Below are 22,506 nucleotides of genomic sequence, written 5' to 3'. Positions count from 1 at the left end.
TGATTTGACGGGGTCGCGCAGCGAACTCGTCAATCAAGGCTCGCGTTGGTCATGGGGACTCTAATAATGAAAAACCCTTATGCTCCCGGCTTCTGGTGCGCTATTGCAGCATTGGTTTTGCTGTCGGCAACCTATTTCTACGGCATCATGCTCGCCCACCAGATCGACAAGGCCTTGGTGTTCCTCGACAGCGCGTCGGCGCTGATCGCGGTGATGTCCATCGTGGTGGTGGCTTGGGCGTCGGTCCAGGGCACGCGCATCAAACGAAGACACCTCGAACAAGGCAAGACCCTGGTGCTGATCTGGGACACCAAAGTCGCGCTGCGTCGGGTCGAAACGGTGTTTGACCGTTATTTCTGGGGCAGCTACTGGCAACCGGGGCGCACGTTCCAGGAAGTCATGGGCGAACTCACCGGTACACCGCTGGAAAAAAGCCTCGAAGCCTTGAAAACCCAATGCCTGGCCCTCGACAAGCAAGTCACCGAGGAAGGCTGGCACTGGCTCAACAACGCCCGCGAACTCTCCGACGTCGCCAACGCCATGGCCCGTGAGCGCTATCAACTGGACTTCTGCGACCCGCGCGCGGAAGTGACAGGCGGGGCGGTGATCAATCGGGATTTTGAAGTGCTGGTCTATACGTGGACGGCGCGGCTAAAAAGCTTTGATCATCAGCTGGATGAGATTGAAGTGCAGTATTCCTGATCTGTGTTGGAAGGGCTGACGTTATCGCGAGCAAGCTCGCTCCCACAGTTGTTCTCTGGTGTTCATAAAATCTGTGTTCACCACCGAACCATTGTGGGAGCGAGCTTGCTCGCGATGGCGATCCTACGGCCGCTGAAACTCTCGACCCATACGAATGGTCCATAGACACTCTTTCACCTTTAATCATTAAGCCCTCCCGCCCCGCAAATGCTAATCTCCATCGCACTTTTGCGCAGTCGTGACCGCAACCCGTCATGGGTTCAGGGAAGACGACCACACTTTCAACAACGGACATTGATCGGGTAATTCATGAATAAATCAGCAGGCGTGCTTCTTGGAATTGTCGTTGCCATCGGTGCAATCAGCGCCGGCGGTGCCTGGTACACCGGCACTAAACTGGAAGGCGTGCTGAACGCCTCCGTCGTTGACGCCAACAAAGAACTGCAAACTGCGCTGGTGGGTTCCAACGGCACGGCGTCCCTGGAACTGGTGTCCGTGGAACGTGGTGTTTTCAGCAGCACTGCTCATTACCGCCTCAAGGGCGAAGGCGATATGTTCGGTGGCGCACCGGTCGAATTGCTCTTCGTCGATCATGTAGAGCACGGCCCGCTGCCGTTCTCGCGTCTGGCTTCGTTGAAGTGGTTGCCGGTCATGGCCACCAATCACTTTGAGCTGGAAAAAACCCCGCTCACGGAAAAATGGTTTGCCGCCGCCAACGGCCTGTCGCCGGTCAAAGGCGTGGTTAACATTGGTTATGACAACTCCACCAACGGCACTTTCGAACTGCTGCCGCTGGAAACGGCTCTGGATGACAAGTCCAGCCTGAAGTTTTCTGGGCTGAACATGGACATCGCCGCCAGCGCCCAGGCGCAGAAAGTGAAAGCCAGCGGTTACATGGACAGCCTGAAATTGACCACCGTGTCTGAAGATCAGGCGCCGGTGACCGTCGAGCTGAACGGCCTGACCCTGGCCAGCAACCTGGTCAAAAGCACCTACGGCTACTACACCGGCGATAACACCGTCGAGTTGACCAGCAGCAAGACCACCTTCGGCGCCAAGCAGTTGATCGTCGGCGTCAACAAATTCGAGATGAAGAACCAGACTGAAGAGTCGGGCACCAGCGCTTCCGGGCGTGCCGATTACAAAGTCGGCGAGCTGACATTTAACGGCAAAACCGTCGGTTCGGCACAAATGGCCATGAGCCTGAAGAACCTCGACATCCCGTCGACGCTGTCGTTGATGCAGATTTACCAGACCAAGCTGCAACCGTACGAGCAGGCTGCCGCCGCCGCGACTGCCGCCGGTGAACCCGCGCCAGAGCTGAACCTGACCCCGGCCGAAGAAGCGCAGGTCAAGTCCGGCCTGGAAAAACTGTTGGCCGCCGGCCCGCAATTCGCGCTGGAGAACCTGTCGTTCAACACTGCCAACGGTGAAAGCCGCGCCAACCTGGTGCTCGACCTGACCAAACCGGCGTCCATGGACCTGCCGCCGGATCAATTGGTCCGTCAGTTGATCGCCCTGTTGGACATCAACCTGCAAGTGTCCAAGCCAATGCTCGTTGACCTGCTCAGCCTGCAAGCACAAGCGGATGGCCAGACTGACGCCAAGGTCATCGTCGACCAGGCAACGGCGACCAGCGACATGTTCGCCAGCATGGCGATCGGCACACAGTTGGCCAAACTGGACGGCACCAATGTCGTCTCCAAACTGCATTACGCCAACAATCAGGTGGAGTTCAACGGCCAGAAAATGACCGTCGAAGAATTTGTCGGCTTCGTGATGGGCAAACTCGGTGGTGCTGGCGTCGTTCAGTAACCTTCGCGCGACACACTGACGCCCGGCCTCTGCGCAAGCAGACGCCGGGCGTTTTGCTGTCTGGCGTTTGAGAATTGCCGGGGCGTGAAGCAGGGAATGTAACGAATCTGAATAAATATTGTGTTCTGAATAATGGTCTACGCTTGCGTGCAAGACTGCCTAGATAAAGCTTGGCCGGGTTATCCATCCGGCTTTCCGTTACGAATGGGCAAGGAGGGCATAGCAGCCCGGCTGGCCATGTAAGGATGCTGACGAATGCTGTGTTTTTCTCGTCCCGTTGTTCCTCGTAGGTTTAGCCCGTTGCTGCGCATTGCACTCTGCAGCCAGCTGCTCTGGCCCGTGCTGGCGTTTGCCGACACGCCCTACGACCAGATGGTCCGTGATGCCCGTGCGGGTAACTACACGCCTGCGCTGACCGTACTGCGTCAGGTACCTGTGAGCCAGGCCACCAACGGCCAGGTCAGCGATCATTTGCAGATCGCCGGCTGGGCTGGCCTCGACGCCGAAGTGGTGCAGGTCTATGAGACCCAGGGGCGCAATCGGGCACTGCCGGTTCAGGCGTTGATCGCCACCGCCCGCGCCTATCGCAACCTCAAGCGCTGGGATTCGGCGACCGAGGTCTATAACAAGGCCCTCGCGCTGGAGCCGCAGAACCCGGACTTGCAACTCGGTCTGGCCATGACCCAGGCGGACGCCGGCAAACCTGACGAAGCCGTGACCCGCACCAAAGCGCTGGTGGCCGCCAAACCGGACGACCCTTCCCGTCGTCTGGCGCTGGCCTATGCCTTGACCCGCGCCGGTGCCACCTACGACGCCCTGTTTGAATACGACCAAGCCTTCATTCGGGCCGGGAGCAAGCCTGACGTTGCCCGTGAATACGTCTTTGCCCTGCAACGTGCGCGCCTGCCTGAGCCGGCCCTGCGCCTGGCCCGCCAACGGCCGGGGCTGATCGATCCGGTGCAACTGCGGGTCATCGAAGGTGATTTGGCCGCCGAACAGGTACGCATGGCTGAGTTCGCCACCCGCAGCGAGAAAGAACGCTTCGTCATTGCCGACCGTGCGCTGAGCGGTTACGACCAGTTGTTGACCACTTGGACCCCGGATCCGAAGGCTCACGATGACGTGATCCGCTGGCGCATTGATCGCATGGGCGCGCTAAAGGCTCGTGCGCGCACTGCTGAAGTCATCACCGAATATCAGAAACTGCTCGGCGAAGGCGTGAAAATTCCTACCTACGCCATGCGTTGGGTGGCGGGTGCTTATCTGGATCGACGCGAGCCCGAGATCGCTACCGACCTGTATCGCCAAGTGCTGGCGGCGCCTGATGCCGACCCTGCCGATCGTGTCGAAGACACCACGGCGCTGTATTACGCGTTGCTTGAAAGCGACCATGCGGAAGAAGCGCGCACCGTGGCGGAGAATCTGGCCAAGTCCCAGAACCCGCGTGTCGAACTCAAGGGGCTGCCTTTCGGCAACCCGAATGACTCATGGATGGACGCCCAGCAACTCGCCGCCCAGGCCGGCACGTATGGCTCTGATCTGCCGTCCGGTGAGCAGCGTTTACAGACTTTGGTGGATCAGGCGCCGGGCAACGTTGGCTTGCGCCTGGCCCAGGCTGACTTGTACCTCGCTCGAGCCTGGCCGCGCCGCGCGGAAAGCCAGCTCAAGGAAACCGAGAGCATGGTCCCGCGGGACATCGGGCTGGAAGTGGCTCAGGCCCACACCGCCATGGACTTGCAGGAATGGCGGCAGATGGATGCGCTGACCGACGATGTGGTCGCGCGTTTCCCAGACAACCGTCAGGTGCAGCGTCTGGATCGTCAGCGCGACGTGCACGACATGGCCGAGCTGCGGGTGCAAACCTACGGCGGCAAGAGTTACGGTGGTGGCAGCAACGGGGCCGGTGCGGTGGCCGGCAGCAAGGATTTCGGCATCGAAACCGTGCTCTACAGCCCGCCCATCGATGAAGACTGGCGCGTATTTGCCGGTGTCGGCTACGCCACGGGAGATTTCCAGGAAGGCACCGGTCGTGATCGCACGCAACGGCTTGGTGTCGAGCGCCGCACCCGCGACATGACCCTGGAGGCGGAGGTTTCCAATCACGACTTCGGTTATGGCGACAAGCAAGGCGCGCGCCTGTCGATTGCCCGCGACATTGACGATCACTGGCAATACGGCGGCAGCCTCGCCTACCTCTCGGCCGATACCCCGCTGCGAGCGTTGAACAGCGATGTGACGTCCAATGGCGGCAGCGGTTTCATCCGCTGGCGCGCCAATGAAAGCCGCGAATGGAAACTGGCGGTCAGCCCCTCGCATTTCAGCGACGGCAACAACCGCGTCGAAGCCTTGCTGACCGGGCGCGAGGGCGTCTATACCGCGCCGAAGGTGCAAGTTGACCTCGGCCTGGAAGTCGGCACCAGCCACAACTCCATGTCCGAGGACGTACCGTACTTCAACCCCAAATCCGATTTCAGTGTCCTGCCGACGGTGAACGTCAATCACGTTCTGTATCACCGCTACGAAACCTCCTGGAGCCAACAGTTCCAGGCCGGTGCGGGCACCTACAGCCAGCGCGATTACGGCACCGGGGGTGTCGGCCTGCTGGGCTACGGCCAGCGCTACAGCTGGAACGATGTATTCGAGGTGGGCGGCTTGTTGACGGTGATCAACCGGCCTTATGACGGCGATCGCGAAACCGATCTGCGTCTGCTCGTCGACCTCACTTACCGCTTCTAGAAGAGTTTGAAGATGCCTTTTATCTCGCGTTTCATCCTTCTGCTGGGAGTGCTGCTGGTCAGCGCCTGCGCCCAGCAAGCTCCGGCGTTCGCGCCGCCGTCCGAGCGTCCTGTTGCCGCTAACGAAACACCGTGGCCGAAAAACCACGTGCTGGGGATTGCCTACCACGACATTGAAGACCGCGACCCCGATCAAGCGGTGGTGGCCGTGCGTACCGAACGCATGATTGAACAACTGGCGTGGCTGCGGGAGAACGACTACAAACCGGTCACCATCGATCAGATCCTGGCGGCCCACAAGGGCGGTCCGGAGTTGCCGGCCAAGGCGATTCTGCTGAGCTTCGACGACGGCTATGCGAGCTTCTACACCCGCGTGCTGCCGGTGCTGCGTGCCTATAACTGGCATGCGTTGCTGGCCCCGGTCGGCGTATGGATCGATACACCGGCGAACCAGCAGGTGGATTTCGCCGGGCAAATGCGTCCGCGTTCGGACTTCCTGACTTGGGAGCAGGTGCGGGAAATCTCCAAGTCCGGGCTGGTGGAAATCGCCGCCCATACCGACGCCAGCCACAAGGGCATCCTCGCCAACCCTCAGGGCAACCTGCAACCCGCGGCAGCGACCCGGCGTTATGACGCCACCACCGGCCGCTACGAGACGGAAGAAGCCTTCCAGGCGCGCATGCGCACCGACGTCGTGACCATCTCGGAGAAAATCCGCAAGGCCGTCGGTTACAAGCCGCGAGTCTGGGTCTGGCCTTACGGCACGGCGGACGGCAGCACGTTGCAAATTATCAATGACCAGGGCTATCAAATGGCCCTGACCCTGGACGACGGCCTCGATGCCCTCGACGACCTGATGAGCAGCCCGCGCTTCCTGGTGGCTTCCGATCCGGACGGCGAGCACTTCGCCAACAGCATCGTCGCGGTGCAAGCCGATGCACCGATGCGCGTGGTGCATGTGGACCTGGATAACGTCTACGACCCGGACCCGGCCCAGCAGGAAATCAACCTCGGCAAACTGATCCAGCGCATGGCCGACATGGGCGCCAATACGGTGTTCCTGCAAGCTTTCGCCGATCCGCAAGGCGACGGCCTGGTGCACTCGCTGTACTTCCCTAACCGCCATCTGCCGGTGCGCGCCGATATTTTTGATCGCGTGGCCTGGCAGTTGCGCACCCGGGCCCACGTCAAAGTCTTCGCCTGGATGCCGGTGCTCAGTTATGCCCTGGATTCGAACCTGCCGCGCGTGACGCGCTGGGACCCGAAAACCGGCACCACCTCGGTCGACCCGGACCAGTACAAACGCCTGTCGCCCTTCGACCCGAACGTGCGGCGCATCATTGGTGAAATCTACGAAGACGTCGCTCGCCTGACCTCGGTCGACGGCATCCTCTACCACGACGATGCGGTGCTCTCGGACTTCGAAGACGCCGGCCCCGAAGCGCTCAAGGTGTATGCCGCCAACGGCCTGCCGGGCTCGATTGCCGCGTTGCGGGACGATCCAGCGGCGCTGCAACGCTGGACGCGGTTCAAGAGCCGCTACCTGATCGACTTCACCAAAGAACTCACCGCCAAGGTTCGCGCCATTCGCGGCCCGCAGGTACTGACCGCGCGTAATATCTTTGCCGAGCCGATGCTCAATCCCCAGAGCGAAGCCTGGTTCGCGCAGAACCTCGACGACTTCCTCGGCACCTACGACTGGACGGCGCCGATGGCGATGCCACTCATGGAAAAACAAAGCCTGGCGCAATCCGGGCCATGGCTCGAAGCGTTGGTAGCCACGGTCAAGTCTCGCCCCGGCGCGCTGCAGCGCACGGTGTTCGAATTGCAGGCCAAGGACTGGACGAAGAAAACCGATTCCGACATCGATGGCGCGCAGCTGAGCGACTGGATGGGCCGCCTCAAGCGGCAGGGCGCCACCAGCTTCGGCTACTACCCGGATAACTTCCTCGAGAACCAGCCGGACGTGAAAACCGTGCGACCTGCGCTCTCCAACAAGTGGAATCCATAACATGCTGGATAGAATGCTGGCCCTGCTGGTTCTGGCGATCGTCCTCGGGATACCCCTTGGGCTGATCTTCCTGCTCACCGGGCAATTCCTGATGGACTTCGTGTTCTTCTATCCACTGTTCATGTCCGGCTTGTGGATCGCCGGCGGCCTGTATTTCTGGCTGCACTGGGAGCGGCACTGGCCGTGGAAGGACGACACCTTGCCGCCACCGCTGGCCGGTGAGCCGATGATTTCGATCCTGATCCCTTGCTACAACGAAGGTGAAAACGCCGCCGACACCATCCACGCGGCGCTGGCCCAGCATTATCCGAATATCGAAGTGATCGCGATCAACGACGGCTCCAAGGACAACACCGCCGCCGTACTCGACGCACTGGCCGCGCAAGACCCACGATTGCGGGTGCTGCACCTGGCGGAAAACCAGGGCAAAGCCGTGGCCCTGCGCATGGGTGCCATCGCCGCACGCAGTGAGTATCTGGTGTGCATCGATGGTGACGCGCTGCTGGCGCCGAATACCGCAGCCTACCTGGTGGCGCCGATGCTCGATAACGCGCGCCTCGGCGCGGTGACCGGCAACCCGCGAATCCGCACTCGTTCGACGCTGGTTGGTCGGGTTCAGGTCGGTGAGTTCTCGTCGATCATTGGCTTGATCAAGCGCACACAGCGGGTCTTCGGGCGGATCTTTACTGTCTCCGGGGTGATCGTCGCCTTCCGTCGCACGGCCCTGAACCGGGTCGGCTACTGGAGCCCGGACATGATCACCGAAGACATCGACATCAGCTGGAAACTGCAACTGGACCACTGGAGCATCTTCTACGAGCCCCGTGCCCTGTGCTGGATCCTCATGCCGGAAACCCTCAACGGCCTGTGGAAGCAGCGTTTGCGCTGGGCCCAGGGCGGCGCCGAAGTGTTGTTCAAAAACATTCGTGGCATCTGGCAGTACCGCCATCGTTACCTGTGGCCGCTGCTGTTCGAATATTGCCTGTCCACCGGTTGGGCGTTCACCTTCCTGCTGTCGGTGATCTTCTGGGCAATGGGCAAATTTGTCGAAATGCCCGATCCCATCGCTGTGCATCACTTATTACCGCCGGCCTTTACCGGGTTGCTGCTGGCGCTGGTCTGCCTGTTGCAGTTCGCGATCAGCATTCTGATTGACCGGCGCTACGAGAAGGGCCTTTGGAAAACCATGTTCTGGGTCGTCTGGTATCCATTGGTGTTCTGGCTCATCAGCTTGCTCACCACCCTGGTCAGCTTTCCAAAAGTGCTGTTCGGCCAACATCAGAAACGCGCGCGTTGGGTCAGTCCGGACCGGGGCATCAAACCGCTGAATGACGATGAGGAAGAGGTCATCAAATGAAAATCATCAGAACCCGGCAGCGTCCTTTTCTGATCGTGATCGACGCCTTTTTCACGATACTGGCCTGGATCGGTCTGCTGTATTTGGTGGTACGCGGTCTCTGGCCGCTGATCGACACGCATGACGGCCCGCGCATCGATGCGTCATTTTTCGACGCCCTCGGTACGCTGCAAATCTACTTGTGGGTGGCGTTGTTCAACGCAGTGGTCCTGATTTCCTGGGCGCGTTATCAGCACCGCAAAAGCAAAAGCTTCGCCCAGCGTCGGCTGCCGGCACCGGTTGTGGACGATCACGGCTTGAGCAAAAGCTTCAAGTTGACCGGTGATCGTCTGGAAAAACTGCGCACCCCGGGCTCGATGACCATTCACAACAATCAGGATGGCGACGTCAGCCATGTGATCAGCCACTACGTTCCGATTAATCCGGCGCGGCAACCGCCGCCGCTGGCGCCGCTGGAGCATCCGCTGGTGATTCGTTTGCCGGCTGAGGATGACGACAATCGAGAGCCGCTTAGTCGTCATTAAACCTGCGCGCATCATTTTGACCTGCACTCAACTGTGGCGAGGGAGCTTGCTCCCGCTGGAGGCCGAAGTACTCCCGATTCTGGCAGTCGTCGCGGTCGCCAATTTTGCGTCTGCTTCGCAGACGAGCGGGAGTAAGCTCCCTCGCCACAGAAGAGTGGGTGAGGAAAGTAGCGGTCAGCTCACATCCCGGACCAACCGCCACGCCTCGTCCACTGCCAGCGGCTGCTTCATCCGCTCGGCCAGCATCGCCATCGCCCGTTCTTCATCGCAAGCCACCGCAGCTACCAGCACGCCATGTTTGGCGAACAGCCCGATAAAGGGCGGATGGTACGGATCGCCCTTGAACTCGACCTCATCCCAACTATCAGCATGCCCAAGGTAGTCGTAGTTTTTGCCGAAGTGCCAGGTCCAGAAAAACGGCACATCGAGATAGTGCTCATCGCCGCCCAACATGTTTGCAGCAGCGATCCGCGCCTGTTGCTGCGCCAGGCGCCAATGCTCGATCCGCTGAGGCTGGCCGTTGAGCGCAAAGGTCGCGATATCGCCGACGGCCCACAGCCCATCGGTCACGCGCATACCGCCGTCGACTTTCAGCGATTGGTCTTTTTCCTTCGGCAGATCGGCAAACACCGCAGTGGCCGGGGTGACGCCTATCCCGACCAACACCAGATCCGCCGGTAAACGTTGGCCATTGTCGAGCAGCACCGCTTCGACCTTGTCGGTGCCCTCGATGGACGCGACTTCACCGTCGGTGTGAAAGACCACGCCGTGGGCAACGTGTCGCGCCCGGATCGCTTTGCCGACGGTTTCGCCGAACTGGGCGGCGAAGGGCACGGCGTGGCGCGCCAGCACGGTCACGTCCAAGCCGAATGCGCGCAGGGACGAAGCCGACTCCAGGGCAATAAAACTGTCACCGATGATCACCGCCCGCTGACCGGGTTTGGCTGCGTCGAGAATCTGCAGCGCCTGATCTTTCGAGCGCAGTACAAAGACTTGCGGCAGATTTGCACCGGGAAGCTCCAATGGCTTGGGTATGCCGCCGGTAGCGAGCAATGCGGCGTCATAATTCAGGGCTTGGCCATCGGCCAGGCGCAGGGTTTTGTTTGGCGCATCCAGGCTCGCCACTTCGCCCCGGATTCGTTCTATGCGTTGTTCGCGATAAAAGTCATCGTCGCGCAGGGGCGGGATTTCTTCAGGCGGCATCTCCCCGGCGATCACGAATTTGCTCAACACGGTGCGGTCGTAGCCGGCATCGGCTTCCCGATCAATCAGCAGCACCCGCCCTCCAAAACCTTTTTCGCGCAATGCCGCTGCCGCCGCTGTACCTGCGGCCCCGGCACCGACGATCACAAAGGTTCGCTCATCATCCGCCGGCGGGGTGTGTGCGTCTGAGAATGGCTGATCATCGACCCAGACCTCATCTTCACGCACTTCAAGTGGGTAGCGCTTGAGGCTGTCCAGGGCCGGCGGCTCACACAGCGCGCCATCCTCGATCCGAAAGGCTGCCTTGTGCCAGGGGCAGATCAGCCGACCGTGGCACAGCGCCCCGTCGGCCAGCGGCGCCCCGGCGTGGGGGCATTCGCCCTGGAAGGCGCGCAATTGATCACCGACTCGCAGCAGAAGAATTTTGGTGTCCTTGATCCGGACTTCAAGCCCCCGGTTTTCTGGCACATCGACGAAACGGGCAACGCGGTGCAGTGCCATGAGCGCTCTCCAGGCAGGTGTTTCTCTATTGAGTTTGGCCCTTATCCCGAGGTTCAGCCCAATTGCCACTGCCAACGGGCGAACGGTACGGCTATAGTCTGCCAGCCGACGACGGCCTAACCCGCACAAGGTGCTCTGGTAATGACCCGATTGACCTCTCTGAACCCTTGGCTGGCGGCCGTTGCAGTCGCCCTTTGCGTGCAAATGCCCGTGCAGGCCCAGGAACGTTTCACCCTCAACATCCCAGGCGTCACCGACGATCGACTGTTCACCTCGGCCGCTGCCAGCGACGCGTCTGGTTGTGGCGGTCACAACCAGTCCCCGGCCCTGAACTGGAACGCCGGCCCGGCAGGCACCCTCAGCTACGCCATCGTCATGCATGATCCTGATGGCCAGAAAGGCCAGGGCGTCGATCACTGGGTGCATTACGGCATCAAGCCGACCACCCACCAGATCCCGGCCGGTGTCGGCACAAAGTCCACTTTTGAGGGCGTCGGCGGCACCAACACCAAAGGCGTCACGACCTATGTCGGCCCTTGCCCGCCGACCGGCGACAGCGCGCACCACTACGTCATCCAGATCTACGCACTGGACCTGGCGCCGGACGCCTTGCCTGCCGGCCTGACCCGCGTGCAATTGCTGGAAAAGATCAAAGATCACGTGCTGAAAAACAGCAGCGTGGTGCGGCGTTATCACCGCTGAAGATTTTTTTCACAGCGGTTTAACCCGAACCTGGCGGGCTGTCCGTCTCAGAGGATGAATGGATCAATTTCCTCCTGAGGTCAGCCCCCCATGTCCCTCCCTCTGCACTTCCTCCGCCCGGCCGCCCATGGTTTCGCCATTGGGTTACTGCTGGCTGTTGCCGGTTGCGGCGTTTCTTCCAAGCCTGATTCGGCTGCAGTCGTGGCGCCACCGGCCCAAGGTGAGCTGAAAACTGACGCATTGGTGCCGCGTGAGGCGGTCATGGCGGATACCTCGATGGCCAAGCGCAGTGCGCGTCCGGCCATATCGGCGATGTATGCGCCGATGCCCGAGTTTCCTGCGCCGGGTTATCGGGATGAGCAGCGCGAGCAATATCAGGTGCTGGCGGACAATCCGATCCACAGCGTGGCCGAAGCACCGGTTTCGACTTTCAGCGCCGACGTCGATACCGGCGCCTACGCCAACGTCCGGCGCTTGCTGAACCAGGGGCGTTTGCCGCCCGAAGGCGCCGTGCGGCTGGAGGAAATGGTCAATTACTTCCCCTACGATTACGCCTTGCCCACTGATGGCTCGCCGTTTGGCGTGACCACTGAACTGGCGCCGTCGCCGTGGAACCCGCACACCCGATTGCTGCGCATCGGCATCAAGGCCTCGGACCGTGCGGTGGCCGAGCTGGCCCCGGCGAACCTGGTGTTTCTGGTAGACGTTTCGGGCTCGATGGATCGCCGTGAGGGTTTACCGCTGGTCAAAAGCACCCTGAAATTGCTGGTCGATCAACTGCGCGAACAGGATCGGGTTTCGTTGGTGGTCTATGCCGGCGAAACACGTGTGGTGCTGGAGCCTACGTCCGGACGGGAAAAAGCGAAAATTCGTACAGCCATCGACCAATTAACTGCGGGTGGCTCAACCGCTGGAGCGTCGGGCATCGAGCTCGCCTATCAAATGGCGCAACAGGCCTTCATCCCCAAAGGCATCAACCGCATCCTGCTGGCCACCGACGGTGACTTTAACGTCGGCGTCAGCGACTTCGACAGCCTCAAGCAAATGGCTGTGGATAAACGCAAGACGGGCGTTTCCCTGACCACCCTGGGTTTTGGTGTGGATAACTACAATGAACACCTGATGGAACAACTGGCCGACGCTGGCGACGGCAACTACGCCTACATCGACAATCTGCGTGAAGCGCGCAAAGTGTTGGTGGATCAACTCGGCTCGACCCTCGACGTGGTGGCGAAGAACGTGAAGCTGCAAGTGGAGTTCAACCCGGCGCAGGTCAGCGAATATCGGCTGTTGGGGTATGAAAATCGCGCGTTGAACCGTGAAGATTTCAATAACGACAAGGTCGATGCCGGCGAAATCGGTGCAGGGCATACAGTGACGGCGTTGTACGAAATTGTGCCGAAGGGCGAGAAGGGTTGGCTGGAACCGCTGCGCTATGGCGATGCTGCATCAGGCGTTTCCGGGAAGTCTGGGGAAATGGCGATGCTGCGTGTGCGATATCAACTGCCTGAAGGTGGGAACAGTCGCTTGATCGAGCATCCTATTGTTAATAGCGCGGCGCCAGCCAGTGAAGACCTGCGATTTGCGGCGGCCGTTGCAGCGTTTTCTCAGCAACTGAAGGACGGACGCTACACCGGCGATTTCAGCCTGAAAGACACCGAAGCCCTGGCCCGAGGTGCTCGGGGCGATGACCGCTTTGGTCTGCGCGCGGAATTCGTGCAACTGATCGAGTTGGCGCAGAGCCTGCGCACTTCCTCGGCATCGAATCAGATGTCCAATGCCAACCGGATCGAGTGAAAGGGATCATCGCTGATATGACTGCTCCTGAAATGAGCACCGATGCCAGCAGCGACGAATCGCTGCTGGCGCGCTATCGCTCGGGCGACGGGCCGGCGTTCGAGATCTTGTACGCCCGCCATCGCCAGGGACTTTATCGATTCCTCCTCGGCCTCAGCGGCAAAGCCGAACTCGCCGAAGAGGTCTACCAGGACACCTGGCTGAGCCTGATCCGCAGCACCAGTCAGCCACAAGGCCGGGCGAATTTTCGTACCTGGCTTTACCAGATTGCCCGCAACCGACTGATCGACCACTGGCGCAAACATGGCATCCACAACCCTTTGCACGACAGCTACGACGAACAGGCCCACGCCGTGATCGACAACGCCGCCGACCCCGAGCAACTGCTGAGCCTGAGCCGCGACACCCAGCGCCTCGAAACCGCCCTGCAAACCTTGCCCGCCGACCAGCGCGAAGTCTTCCTCTTGCGCGCCCACGGCGAACTCGACCTGCCACAAATCGCCAGTCTCACCGAAACACCGCTGGAAACCGTCAAAAGCCGCTTACGCTACGCCCAGCAAAAACTGCGTCGGCTGCTGGCCGAGGAGGTACTGACATGACTGACGCCCGCAAAACTTCCGACGAACAAGCGATCGAGCATTTTCGCGAGCACGGCGGCGATGGCCCACCGGCGCATCTGGATGCTTTTATTTTGGCTGCTGCTCACCGGGAAGTGCCTGCGCGTAAACCGAGCCTTTGGCAGCGTTGGGTTCAGGCATGCCAGAAACCTCGCTGGCAAGTCGCATTCGCCAGCCTTGTTGGCGTAGCGCTGATGTTGGCGTTGGTGCAGCGAACGCCTGAGCAAGTGCCGCAGTTCGACTCCGCCCCGGCGCCCAAAGCCTCGTCCTTTGCGGCGAAGAAAGAAGCCGCACCGGTTGCCCGCGCTCTCGCTGCACCGTCCGGCGCGATGTCCGCGCCTGTGCCTGCTGCTCCAATGGCGGATTTTGCCGCGCCTGCTCAAAGTGAATCGATCAACGCCGAAATGGCTGATGAAGCAAAAGTCAGCAAGCGAGCGGCTGCTCCGGTGAAATCCCTGGATGATCAATTGCACGAAGTGATTCGCCTGCAAAACACCGGTCAAACCCAAGCCGCTGATGAACTGTTGAAGACATTGCACAAACGCTTCCCTGACGAAAACCTCACGGCCCTACTCAAGGACTTGAAGAAAAACTGACCGGCAGACCCTCCGCCCATTTGGCATCAGCCCCCGAAAGCGCGCACTATCGGGGCATAGCCGATGCGTTGGAGGAAGCCGTGGCGAAAAAAATCGATCGCATCGCCCAAATGTTCAACTGCCCTGTGAAGGGCGAAGAGCTGAGGCGGGGAATTATTGAGAGTCGTAAGGAGTTTCTGCTGAATAAGCAGGAAGACGCCGTTCCTGAGGAAGACATCGTTGATGATGAGGTGTTGGAGGAGCGGGACGAGGACGATGATGAGTACGACGAGTTTGATTGGACGACTGAATGACAAAAAACCGCTTCGGCGGTTTTTTAGCAAATTCAGTTATTCGGCTAAACCGAACAATTGAGTCCTCTTGCATCTCGCTCGTTTCGAGCTTTCCAGCACCCACAAAAAAGCCCCAGTCCCTAAGGCCTGAGGCTTTCTCGTTTCTTCTATATGGTGCACCAGGCGGGATTCGAACCCACGACCACTGCCTTCGGAGGGCAGTACTCTATCCAGCTGAGCTACTGGTGCAAGCGGGCGCCATGATACTCATAAGCGTTGCGGGCGTCCATGCTGCTGAATCGTCTGCGTTTTTTAAACCTGTAACAGCCGTTTGCTACGTTGATCAGAAAAAATAGGCAAATGCGGCGTTTTCGTTCTTTTTTTCGAACGCCCTATTGTCCTTTTCCGGCATTGATCCTAGGATTCGTTCGAGATTTCAAACGCTCTTGTCTGGGTGCTGAACCGCACGAGTTTCAATCAGTGCGCTATTTATGTGCTTCAGCCCGGTGAATGATTTCCCTGACGGCAGCCTATAGGGCGCCTTTCTACAATCATAATTCGCTCCGCGCTGGTCGCGGTGCTGTTAAGGAAAGCCGACATGCAGCTTAAAGACACCCAGTTGTTCCGCCAGCAAGCCTTTATCGATGGCGCTTGGGTCGATGCGGACAACGGTCAGACGATCAAGGTCAATAACCCGGCAACAGGCGAAATTCTGGGCACCGTGCCGAAGATGGGCGCTGCCGAAACCCGCCGTGCGATCGAAGCCGCTGACAAAGCGCTGCCGGCCTGGCGTGCACTGACCGCCAAGGACCGTGCGAACAAGCTGCGTCGCTGGTTCGAACTGATCATCGAGAACCAGGACGACCTGGCTCGCCTGATGACCCTCGAGCAAGGCAAGCCATTGGCCGAAGCCAAGGGCGAAATTGTTTACGCCGCTTCCTTTATCGAGTGGTTCGCCGAAGAAGCCAAGCGCATCTACGGTGACGTGATTCCGGGTCACCAGCCAGACAAGCGCTTGATCGTGATCAAGCAGCCAATCGGCGTGACCGCTGCAATCACCCCGTGGAACTTCCCGGCCGCGATGATCACCCGTAAAGCCGGCCCGGCCCTGGCCGCCGGTTGCACCATGGTGCTCAAGCCTGCTTCGCAAACTCCGTTCTCCGCATTCGCACTGGCTGAGCTGGCTCAGCGTGCCGGTATTCCGGCCGGTGTGTTCAGCGTTGTTTCCGGCAGTGCCGGTGACATCGGCAGCGAGCTGACCAGCAACCCGATCGTGCGCAAATTGTCCTTCACTGGCTCGACCGAAATCGGTCGTCAGTTGATGGCGGAATGCGCCAAAGACATCAAGAAAGTCTCCCTGGAATTGGGCGGCAACGCGCCGTTCATCGTGTTTGACGACGCGGACCTGGATAAGGCCGTCGAAGGCGCGATCATTTCCAAGTACCGCAACAACGGCCAGACCTGCGTCTGCGCCAACCGTCTGTACATTCAGGATTCGGTCTACGACGCGTTCGCCGAGAAGCTGAAAGTGGCTGTGGCCAAACTCAAGATCGGCAACGGTCTGGAAGAAGGCACCACCACTGGCCCGCTGATCGACGAAAAAGCCGTGGCCAAGGTTCAAGAACACATTGCTGACGCGATCAGCAAAGGCGCAACCGTTCTGGCCGGTGGCAAGGTCATGGAAGGCAACTTCTTCGAACCGACCATTCTGGTCAACGTGCCGAAGAACGCTGCCGTGGCCAAGGAAGAAACCTTCGGTCCACTGGCGCCTCTGTTCCGCTTCAAAGACGAAGCCGAAGTGATCGCGATGTCCAACGACACCGAGTTCGGTCTGGCTTCGTACTTCTATGCCCGTGACCTGGGCCGTGTGTTCCGTGTGGCTGAAGCCCTGGAATACGGCATGGTCGGCGTCAACACCGGGTTGATCTCCAACGAAGTCGCGCCGTTCGGCGGCATCAAGGCGTCGGGCCTGGGCCGTGAAGGCTCCAAGTACGGCATCGAAGATTACCTGGAAATCAAATACCTCTGCCTGGGCATCTAAGCTCTTAATAGATAAGCGCCGGCAAGGCATTGCTTCAAGCGGAAAGGGCACGAGAGCGCTGTCCCTTTCTGCGCTTCAAATGGAATTTTCTCTGTGGCCGGGAAAGCTGTGGCAGTCGATCATCGCATGCTGCCGTAGTTGCCTCCCCGCCGCATTTTCCTTGAACCACGCCGCCCGATGAGCGGTGAATGAGGACTTTATGAGCAAGACAAACGCATCCCTGATGAAACGCCGCGAAGCCGCTGTACCACGCGGTGTTGGCCAGATTCACCCGATCTTCGCCGAATCCGCGAAGAACGCCACCGTGACCGACGTTGAAGGTCGCGAGTTCATCGACTTCGCCGGCGGTATCGCCGTGCTGAACACCGGTCACCTGCACCCGAAAATCATCGCCGCCGTGACCGCGCAGCTGAACAAGCTGACTCACACCTGCTTCCAGGTGCTGGCTTACGAGCCGTACGTAGAACTGTGCGAAAAAATCAACGCCAAGGTGCCAGGTGATTTCGCCAAGAAAACTCTGCTGGTGACCACTGGTTCCGAAGCTGTAGAGAACGCCGTGAAAATCGCCCGTGCCGCCACTGGCCGTGCTGGCGTGATCGCGTTCACCGGCGCTTACCACGGCCGTACCATGATGACCCTGGGTCTGACCGGTAAAGTCGTGCCTTACTCGGCCGGCATGGGCCTGATGCCAGGCGGCATCTTCCGCGCGCTGTACCCGAATGAACTGCACGGTGTGAGCGTCGACGATTCGATCGCCAGCATCGAGCGCATCTTCAAGAACGACGCCGAGCCGCGTGACATCGCTGCGATCATCATCGAGCCGGTTCAGGGCGAAGGCGGTTTCTACGTCGCGCCTAAAGCGTTCATGAAGCGTCTGCGTGAATTGTGCGACCAGCACGGCATTCTGTTGATCGCTGACGAAGTGCAAACCGGCGCTGGCCGTACCGGCACTTTCTTCGCCATGGAACAGATGGGCGTATCCGCCGACCTGACCACCTTCGCCAAATCCATCGCTGGCGGCTTCCCGTTGGCCGGTGTGTGCGGCAAGGCTGAATACATGGACGCCATTGCTCCAGGCGGCCTGGGCGGCACCTACGCGGGTAGCCCGATCGCTTGCGCCGCGGCCCTGGCCGTGATGGAAGTGTTCGAAGAAGAACACCTGCTGGATCGCTGCAAAGCGGTTGGCGAGCGTCTGGTGACTGGCCTCAAAGCCATCCAGGCCAAGTACCCGGTGATCGGCGAAGTCCGTGCGCTGGGCGCGATGATCGCGGTTGAGCTGTTTGTCGACGGCGACAGCCACAAGCCGAACGCGCCTGCAGTGGCAGCGGTTGTGGCCAAGGCGCGCGACAAGGGCCTGATCCTGCTGTCCTGCGGCACCTACGGCAACGTTCTGCGCGTCCTGGTACCGCTGACTTCGCCGGACGAGCAACTGGACAAAGGCCTGGCGATCATCGAAGAGTGTTTCTCTGAGCTCTGATCGCCAAGTGTGACCTGATCGACAAAAAACCCGCTTCGGCGGGTTTTTTTATGGTCTTGAAACACATCAAGGATAAATGCGTTGTATCGAATGGCCAGCATTGACTAAGGTTCATGCATTGCCGTTGGAGTGTGCGAATGACCGCTGTGGTTTTACCCGCTGTACCGCGTGTGCTGATTGCCGAGGCCGACCCCTGGTCCCGCGACCTGCTCAAGCAGGTGTTGTTGAATGTGCGTTGCGACGCACGGCTGGATCTGTGTGCCGACGGCCAGCAGGCGATGGAACTGCTGGCGACCGTGCCTTACGATCTGGTGATCGTCGACTGGGAATTGCCCGGTATCGATGGCTTGAACGTCTTGCGTAGCGTGCGTCAGCGCAAACGTAATCCGCCGTTGCCGTTCATTCTGATGAGCAACCGCAACGACAGTGCCAGTGTGCGTGAAGCCTTGCCTTTGGCGCCCACCGCGTATCTGACCAAACCCCTGGATATGGAAAACCTGACTCACCGTTTGCAGGAACTGCTACTGAACGCTGGGGAAGAAGTGTCCTGCGAGGCACCCACGCTGGCGCCGGGCATGACCTTGTCGGTGTACCTGGAGCGTCGACGTGAGCAGACGGACGGCGCGCCGTTGATGACCGATGTGCAACTGGCGGTTAAACGCAGCCTTAACCCCAATGGTCTCGATCTGACGCTGCTGGAAGCTGAGGTCCGCAATGATCCGCAAATCACTGCGGTGCTGATCGCCGCCGCCAACAGTGCGGCCCAGCATCATGGCGCCGCGGTGCAAACCTTGTCCCAGGCGCTGCTTCGCTTGGGCACCGCGCAAAGCATGAACCTGATTCTGGGCCTGGCCCTCAAGCGCTGTGCGCGGCTCAGTGATCCGCAGTTGGCGGACTATGCCGAACGTTATTGGGATTTGTCGCTGCGTACGGCCGAATATGGCCGGACCCTGGCGCGTTTACTGGACCTGGACCAGGAGCGCTGCTATTGCGCGGGGATGCTGCATCGCCTCGGCGATCTGGCGTTGCTGCGTTGTTTGCAGGAATGGAAGCAGGCCGGTGGCGAGCTGGATGAATGGGAAGAGGTCGGTGAGGCGCTGGCCGCGTTCGGCGCGGGCTACGGTTCGGCGCTGCGCACGCGCTGGCGTCTGCCGCTGGAACTGCGGGAGCTGATTGCGGCGGTCTACCAGCTCGGTGGCGGGGTTTATTCGCGCGAAGCACTGGTGATGAACATGGCCGCGCAACTGGCGCGCCTGACCGAACACGAGGGCATTGAGGAACTGTCGAAGAGCCGGACGGCGCGGTTGCTTAAGATCGGATTGCCAGAGCTGATGCGACTACGCAAAAAGTAGCCATCACACAAACCCTGTGGGAGCGAGCCCTGTGGCGAGGGGGCTTGCCCCCGTTGGGCTGCGAAGCGGCCCTGAGTCCTGCAACCGGAATCTGTCAGGTGAACCGTGCTCTCTGGTTTTGCGATTGCTGCGCAACCGAACGGGGGCAAGTCCCCTCGCCACAGGAGTTCAGTTGCGCCGGAAAGTCGTTAGGCGGAGATAATCCGGTTCTTGCCCTGGCGCTTGGCTTCATACATCGCCGCATCCGCGCGAGCGAACAGGCTATCGAGGCTTTCGTCGTCGCTGGTGAGGCGGGTCAGGCCCTGGCTGACGGTGATGCCGAAGGTCTGCTCATCATGGCTGAAGCTCAATCGCTGAATCTCTCGCTGCAGGCGCTCGGCCACTTGCATGGCCATGTCCGGCGCACAACCCGGGAATATCGCCGCGAACTCTTCGCCGCCGATTCGCCCGAACAGATCACCCCGGCGTAATGTCGCGCGACCGCTCTCGGCGATACGTTGCAGCACAGTGTCGCCCGCCGGGTGGCCGTAGGTGTCGTTGACCTTCTTGAAGTCATCAATGTCCAGCAGCAGGAAGGCCAGCGGCGCACCTTGCAGCCGTGCCTGTTCGAACTCGCGATGGGCGCACTCGAAGAAGTGTCGGCGATTGCTGCTTTGGGTCAACACGTCGGTGGTCGCCAAGCGTTGAAGCTCGGCTTCCATTTGCTTCTTTTCGGTGATGTCCTCGGCAATACCGACGATGATCACCGGTTGCCCAGGGTCGGCCTGACGGTTGATGAAGCACTTGTCGCTGAGCCAGCGCACCTGACCGTCGGCCGCGATGATGCGGTACTCGCGGTCTTCGACGGCACCTTTGACCAGCACTTCGGCCAGGCTGCGCTCGGCGTAGTCCAGGTCGTCGGGGTAAATGCTGTCGCGCCACTGGTTGTAATCGGCCAGCAACAGGCCGGCGGAACGGCCGAAAATCCGTTCATAGGCGGGGCTGACGTACAGCACCTGACGGGTTTCCCAATTGAATGCCCAAAGCACCGCGTTGACGCTGACCAGCAAGGAGCTGAACAGTTGTTCGCGTTCGCTAAGGCGCGCGACTTCACCTTGGGCATGCATCAGTGCCATCAGGGTTTGCGCTGCCTCGGGCCACTGCGGATGGGATGAGTCTTGTAGGTTTTTAGTGACCATCGGCATAAATCTCAAAGGGCGTGCGCCGCTCGGAGGTTCGAAAGCGGCCACAACGTGGGCCTTTTATCGATTATTTCTTGTGCCACAGCAGGCGCATCACGCTTGGTGTGGGAAAGAATTGATAACAGGTCCCGGCCCGCCTGGATGGCGAAGTGTCTTTGAGATAGGGGATTTGGAGCTTAGTTCCCGCCTTGGGTGGCGAGGGAGCTTGCTCCCGCCGGGCGGTAATGGCGACGCGTTTGTTCAGTTGAAACGCGTCGTCTGGGTTTGCGTCTGCTGCGCAGCCGAACGGGGCGGTGTGGCGTTCCGACAAGCCCCCTCGCCACAGGCAAGCCTCGGTTCAGAGGCTTGCCTGTGACTACAGGTCAGACAGGCGCTGCAGGGCGCAGGGAGTAGGTTTTCAGCTGGTCGGCGAAGTCGCGCAGGGATTGAATCCCGCTGGCTTCGGCTTCGTGTACCCAATCCTTGATAGCGGCAAGCATATCGTGACCATTTGAGCTGGTCTTGACCCAGATCTGCTGCAAGGCCAGGCGTTTCTCGTAAATTACCTTCAGCGCCTGGCTGTGCTCGAGCATGTTCTGGATGCGGATATGGTGCTTGTCATCCAGCAGGCTGGTTTCCCGCGAGAGCAAACGCTTGGCCCGGTGGAACTGGTGACGGACCGAGTGATCGACCTTTTCCAGCTCCTGCTTGACCAGCGGCGCGATAACCAACTTGCGGTACTGCGCCATGATCTGGAAGCGGTTGTTGAGAATGGCCATGGCGGTGTCCATGTCCAGATTGCCCTTGCCTTCAACCCGGTGGGCGATCGGCGCAACGCGCTGGACCTTGGCCAGACGGAAGAAACTGAAGACCTGGATCCAGGCCCAACCGAGGTCGAATTCCCACTTCTTCACCGACAATTTTGCCGAGTTAGGGTAGGTGTGATGGTTGTTATGCAGTTCTTCGCCGCCGATCAGGATGCCCCAAGGCACCAGATTGGTTGCCGCATCGCGGCATTCGAAGTTGCGGTAGCCGATGGCATGGCCCAGGCCATTGACCACGCCGGCGGCCCAGACCGGGATCCACATCATCTGGATGGCCCAGATGGTGATGCCGATGGTGCCGAACAGCAGCAGGTCGATGACGCCCATGATCGCGACGCCCAACAACGGGTAACGGCTGTAGAGGTTGCGTTCGATCCAGTCTTCGGGGCAGTTCTTGCCGTAGACGCGCAGGGTTTCCGGGTTTTCCGCTTCTTTGCGGTACAACTCGGCGCCCTTGCGCAACACGGTGGAAAGCCCCTTGATGACCGGGCTGTGCGGGTCATCGACGGTTTCGCATTTGGCGTGATGCTTGCGGTGGATGGCGGTCCACTCGCGGGTGTTCTGCGCCGTGGTCAGCCACAGCCAGAAGCGGAAGAAATGTTTCAGGCCGGCATTGAGCTCCAGGGAGCGATGGGCTGAATAGCGATGCAGATAGACCGTGACACCAACAATGGTCACATGGGTCATCAGCAGGGTGACTGCCACCAGTGACCAGGGCGACAAGCCGAGAAAACCTTCGTACCACATAGGCTATAGGGCCCTCGATAAATAAAAAAACAGCCGTTGCATTATCACTAAGCCCACAGATAAAACCAGTCGC

17 protein-coding genes and 1 tRNA gene are annotated in these 22,506 nt (G+C 60.0%); 14 read left to right on the top strand and 4 right to left on the bottom strand.

What is annotated here, in order from left to right; translation table 11 throughout:
• The first annotated feature begins 66 nt into the window (after positions 1–66).
• The 6 genes from AC1MEW_RS02345 (at position 67) to pgaD (ending at position 9,144) form a co-directional block, all read left to right on the top strand.
• Entirely contained in the window at positions 67–702 is a 636-nt protein-coding gene (locus tag AC1MEW_RS02345) for an NADH:ubiquinone oxidoreductase subunit N (RefSeq protein WP_201199503.1), read from the top strand.
• Between the two features lie 309 nt (positions 703–1,011).
• Entirely contained in the window at positions 1,012–2,517 is a 1,506-nt protein-coding gene (locus tag AC1MEW_RS02340) for a YdgA family protein (protein ID WP_201199505.1), read from the top strand.
• Positions 2,518–2,772: 255 nt separating this feature from the next.
• Complete coding sequence (pgaA, locus tag AC1MEW_RS02335; RefSeq protein WP_201199514.1) at positions 2,773–5,253, top strand: poly-beta-1,6 N-acetyl-D-glucosamine export porin PgaA; 2,481 nt, start codon at positions 2,773–2,775, stop codon at positions 5,251–5,253.
• 12 nt (positions 5,254–5,265) lie between these two features.
• Positions 5,266–7,263 carry a poly-beta-1,6-N-acetyl-D-glucosamine N-deacetylase PgaB gene (gene pgaB / locus AC1MEW_RS02330; protein ID WP_201199516.1) on the top strand — a complete coding sequence of 666 codons (1,998 nt, stop codon included), beginning with the start codon at positions 5,266–5,268 and terminating at the stop codon, positions 7,261–7,263.
• Position 7,264: 1 nt separating this feature from the next.
• Complete coding sequence (gene pgaC / locus AC1MEW_RS02325; protein ID WP_201199518.1) at positions 7,265–8,620, top strand: poly-beta-1,6-N-acetyl-D-glucosamine synthase; 1,356 nt, start codon at positions 7,265–7,267, stop codon at positions 8,618–8,620.
• The gene (pgaD, locus tag AC1MEW_RS02320) at positions 8,617–9,144 is read left to right on the top strand and encodes a poly-beta-1,6-N-acetyl-D-glucosamine biosynthesis protein PgaD (protein ID WP_201255477.1); all 528 of its coding nucleotides are present in this window, start codon (positions 8,617–8,619) and stop codon (positions 9,142–9,144) included. Before pgaC ends, pgaD begins: the two co-directional genes overlap by 4 nt.
• A 174-nt stretch (positions 9,145–9,318) precedes the next feature.
• On the opposite strand, the gene AC1MEW_RS02315 is transcribed toward pgaD, so the two are convergent.
• Entirely contained in the window at positions 9,319–10,848 is a 1,530-nt protein-coding gene (locus AC1MEW_RS02315; RefSeq protein WP_480425314.1) for an FAD-dependent oxidoreductase, read from the bottom strand.
• A 141-nt stretch (positions 10,849–10,989) separates the two neighbouring features.
• On the opposite strand from AC1MEW_RS02315, the gene AC1MEW_RS02310 reads away from it, so the two are divergent.
• The 5 genes from AC1MEW_RS02310 to AC1MEW_RS02290 all read left to right on the top strand — a co-directional run bounded on the left by AC1MEW_RS02310 (position 10,990) and on the right by AC1MEW_RS02290 (position 14,853).
• Positions 10,990–11,550, top strand: coding sequence for a YbhB/YbcL family Raf kinase inhibitor-like protein (locus AC1MEW_RS02310; protein WP_201199520.1), 561 nt, complete (start codon positions 10,990–10,992; stop codon positions 11,548–11,550).
• A gap of 90 nt (positions 11,551–11,640) precedes the next feature.
• Positions 11,641–13,347, top strand: a complete 1,707-nt coding sequence (locus tag AC1MEW_RS02305) for a vWA domain-containing protein (RefSeq protein ID WP_480425313.1) — start codon at positions 11,641–11,643, stop codon at positions 13,345–13,347.
• A 17-nt stretch (positions 13,348–13,364) separates the two neighbouring features.
• Entirely contained in the window at positions 13,365–13,946 is a 582-nt protein-coding gene (locus tag AC1MEW_RS02300; RefSeq protein WP_201255480.1) for an RNA polymerase sigma factor, read from the top strand.
• Positions 13,943–14,560, top strand: a complete 618-nt coding sequence (locus AC1MEW_RS02295; protein ID WP_480425311.1) for a hypothetical protein — start codon at positions 13,943–13,945, stop codon at positions 14,558–14,560. Before AC1MEW_RS02300 ends, AC1MEW_RS02295 begins: the two co-directional genes overlap by 4 nt.
• A 20-nt stretch (positions 14,561–14,580) precedes the next feature.
• Complete coding sequence (locus tag AC1MEW_RS02290; protein WP_323570133.1) at positions 14,581–14,853, top strand: hypothetical protein; 273 nt, start codon at positions 14,581–14,583, stop codon at positions 14,851–14,853.
• Positions 14,854–15,004: 151 nt separating this feature from the next.
• On the opposite strand, the gene AC1MEW_RS02285 is transcribed toward AC1MEW_RS02290, so the two are convergent.
• Positions 15,005–15,081, bottom strand: a tRNA-Arg gene (locus tag AC1MEW_RS02285).
• A 349-nt stretch (positions 15,082–15,430) separates the two neighbouring features.
• Here AC1MEW_RS02285 and gabD point away from each other — a divergent pair.
• The 3 genes from gabD to AC1MEW_RS02270 all read left to right on the top strand — a co-directional run bounded on the left by gabD (position 15,431) and on the right by AC1MEW_RS02270 (position 19,702).
• Complete coding sequence (gene gabD, locus AC1MEW_RS02280) at positions 15,431–16,873, top strand: NADP-dependent succinate-semialdehyde dehydrogenase (protein ID WP_201192510.1); 1,443 nt, start codon at positions 15,431–15,433, stop codon at positions 16,871–16,873.
• Between the two features lie 199 nt (positions 16,874–17,072).
• Complete coding sequence (gene gabT / locus AC1MEW_RS02275) at positions 17,073–18,350, top strand: 4-aminobutyrate--2-oxoglutarate transaminase (protein ID WP_201199559.1); 1,278 nt, start codon at positions 17,073–17,075, stop codon at positions 18,348–18,350.
• Between the two features lie 137 nt (positions 18,351–18,487).
• Complete coding sequence (locus tag AC1MEW_RS02270; RefSeq protein WP_201199561.1) at positions 18,488–19,702, top strand: response regulator; 1,215 nt, start codon at positions 18,488–18,490, stop codon at positions 19,700–19,702.
• A 188-nt stretch (positions 19,703–19,890) separates the two neighbouring features.
• Here AC1MEW_RS02270 and AC1MEW_RS02265 read toward each other — a convergent pair whose 3' ends face one another.
• Both AC1MEW_RS02265 and desA read right to left on the bottom strand, forming a co-directional pair.
• Positions 19,891–20,880 carry a GGDEF domain-containing protein gene (locus AC1MEW_RS02265; RefSeq protein ID WP_201199563.1) on the bottom strand — a complete coding sequence of 330 codons (990 nt, stop codon included), beginning with the start codon at positions 20,878–20,880 and terminating at the stop codon, positions 19,891–19,893.
• 365 nt (positions 20,881–21,245) lie between these two features.
• Entirely contained in the window at positions 21,246–22,433 is a 1,188-nt protein-coding gene (gene desA, locus AC1MEW_RS02260; RefSeq protein ID WP_480425310.1) for a delta-9 fatty acid desaturase DesA, read from the bottom strand.
• Positions 22,434–22,506 lie beyond the last annotated feature (73 nt).

It is taken from the genome of Pseudomonas sp. ASL4 (assembly GCF_056680395.1).
The sequence above is the reverse complement of the archived record's forward strand: the minus strand, read 5'-3'. Positions and strand labels throughout refer to the sequence as shown.

Coding starts and splice junctions, on each gene's coding strand:
- AC1MEW_RS02345 (WP_201199503.1), top strand. CDS start 67: ATGAAAAACCCTTATGCTCCCGGCTTCTGGTGCGCTATTGCAGCATTG.
- AC1MEW_RS02340 (WP_201199505.1), top strand. CDS start 1,012: ATGAATAAATCAGCAGGCGTGCTTCTTGGAATTGTCGTTGCCATCGGT.
- pgaA (WP_201199514.1), top strand. CDS start 2,773: ATGCTGTGTTTTTCTCGTCCCGTTGTTCCTCGTAGGTTTAGCCCGTTG.
- pgaB (WP_201199516.1), top strand. CDS start 5,266: ATGCCTTTTATCTCGCGTTTCATCCTTCTGCTGGGAGTGCTGCTGGTC.
- pgaC (WP_201199518.1), top strand. CDS start 7,265: ATGCTGGATAGAATGCTGGCCCTGCTGGTTCTGGCGATCGTCCTCGGG.
- pgaD (WP_201255477.1), top strand. CDS start 8,617: ATGAAAATCATCAGAACCCGGCAGCGTCCTTTTCTGATCGTGATCGAC.
- AC1MEW_RS02315 (WP_480425314.1), bottom strand. CDS start 10,848: ATGGCACTGCACCGCGTTGCCCGTTTCGTCGATGTGCCAGAAAACCGG.
- AC1MEW_RS02310 (WP_201199520.1), top strand. CDS start 10,990: ATGACCCGATTGACCTCTCTGAACCCTTGGCTGGCGGCCGTTGCAGTC.
- AC1MEW_RS02305 (WP_480425313.1), top strand. CDS start 11,641: ATGTCCCTCCCTCTGCACTTCCTCCGCCCGGCCGCCCATGGTTTCGCC.
- AC1MEW_RS02300 (WP_201255480.1), top strand. CDS start 13,365: ATGACTGCTCCTGAAATGAGCACCGATGCCAGCAGCGACGAATCGCTG.
- AC1MEW_RS02295 (WP_480425311.1), top strand. CDS start 13,943: ATGACTGACGCCCGCAAAACTTCCGACGAACAAGCGATCGAGCATTTT.
- gabD (WP_201192510.1), top strand. CDS start 15,431: ATGCAGCTTAAAGACACCCAGTTGTTCCGCCAGCAAGCCTTTATCGAT.
- gabT (WP_201199559.1), top strand. CDS start 17,073: ATGAGCAAGACAAACGCATCCCTGATGAAACGCCGCGAAGCCGCTGTA.
- AC1MEW_RS02270 (WP_201199561.1), top strand. CDS start 18,488: ATGACCGCTGTGGTTTTACCCGCTGTACCGCGTGTGCTGATTGCCGAG.
- AC1MEW_RS02265 (WP_201199563.1), bottom strand. CDS start 20,880: ATGGTCACTAAAAACCTACAAGACTCATCCCATCCGCAGTGGCCCGAG.
- desA (WP_480425310.1), bottom strand. CDS start 22,433: ATGTGGTACGAAGGTTTTCTCGGCTTGTCGCCCTGGTCACTGGTGGCA.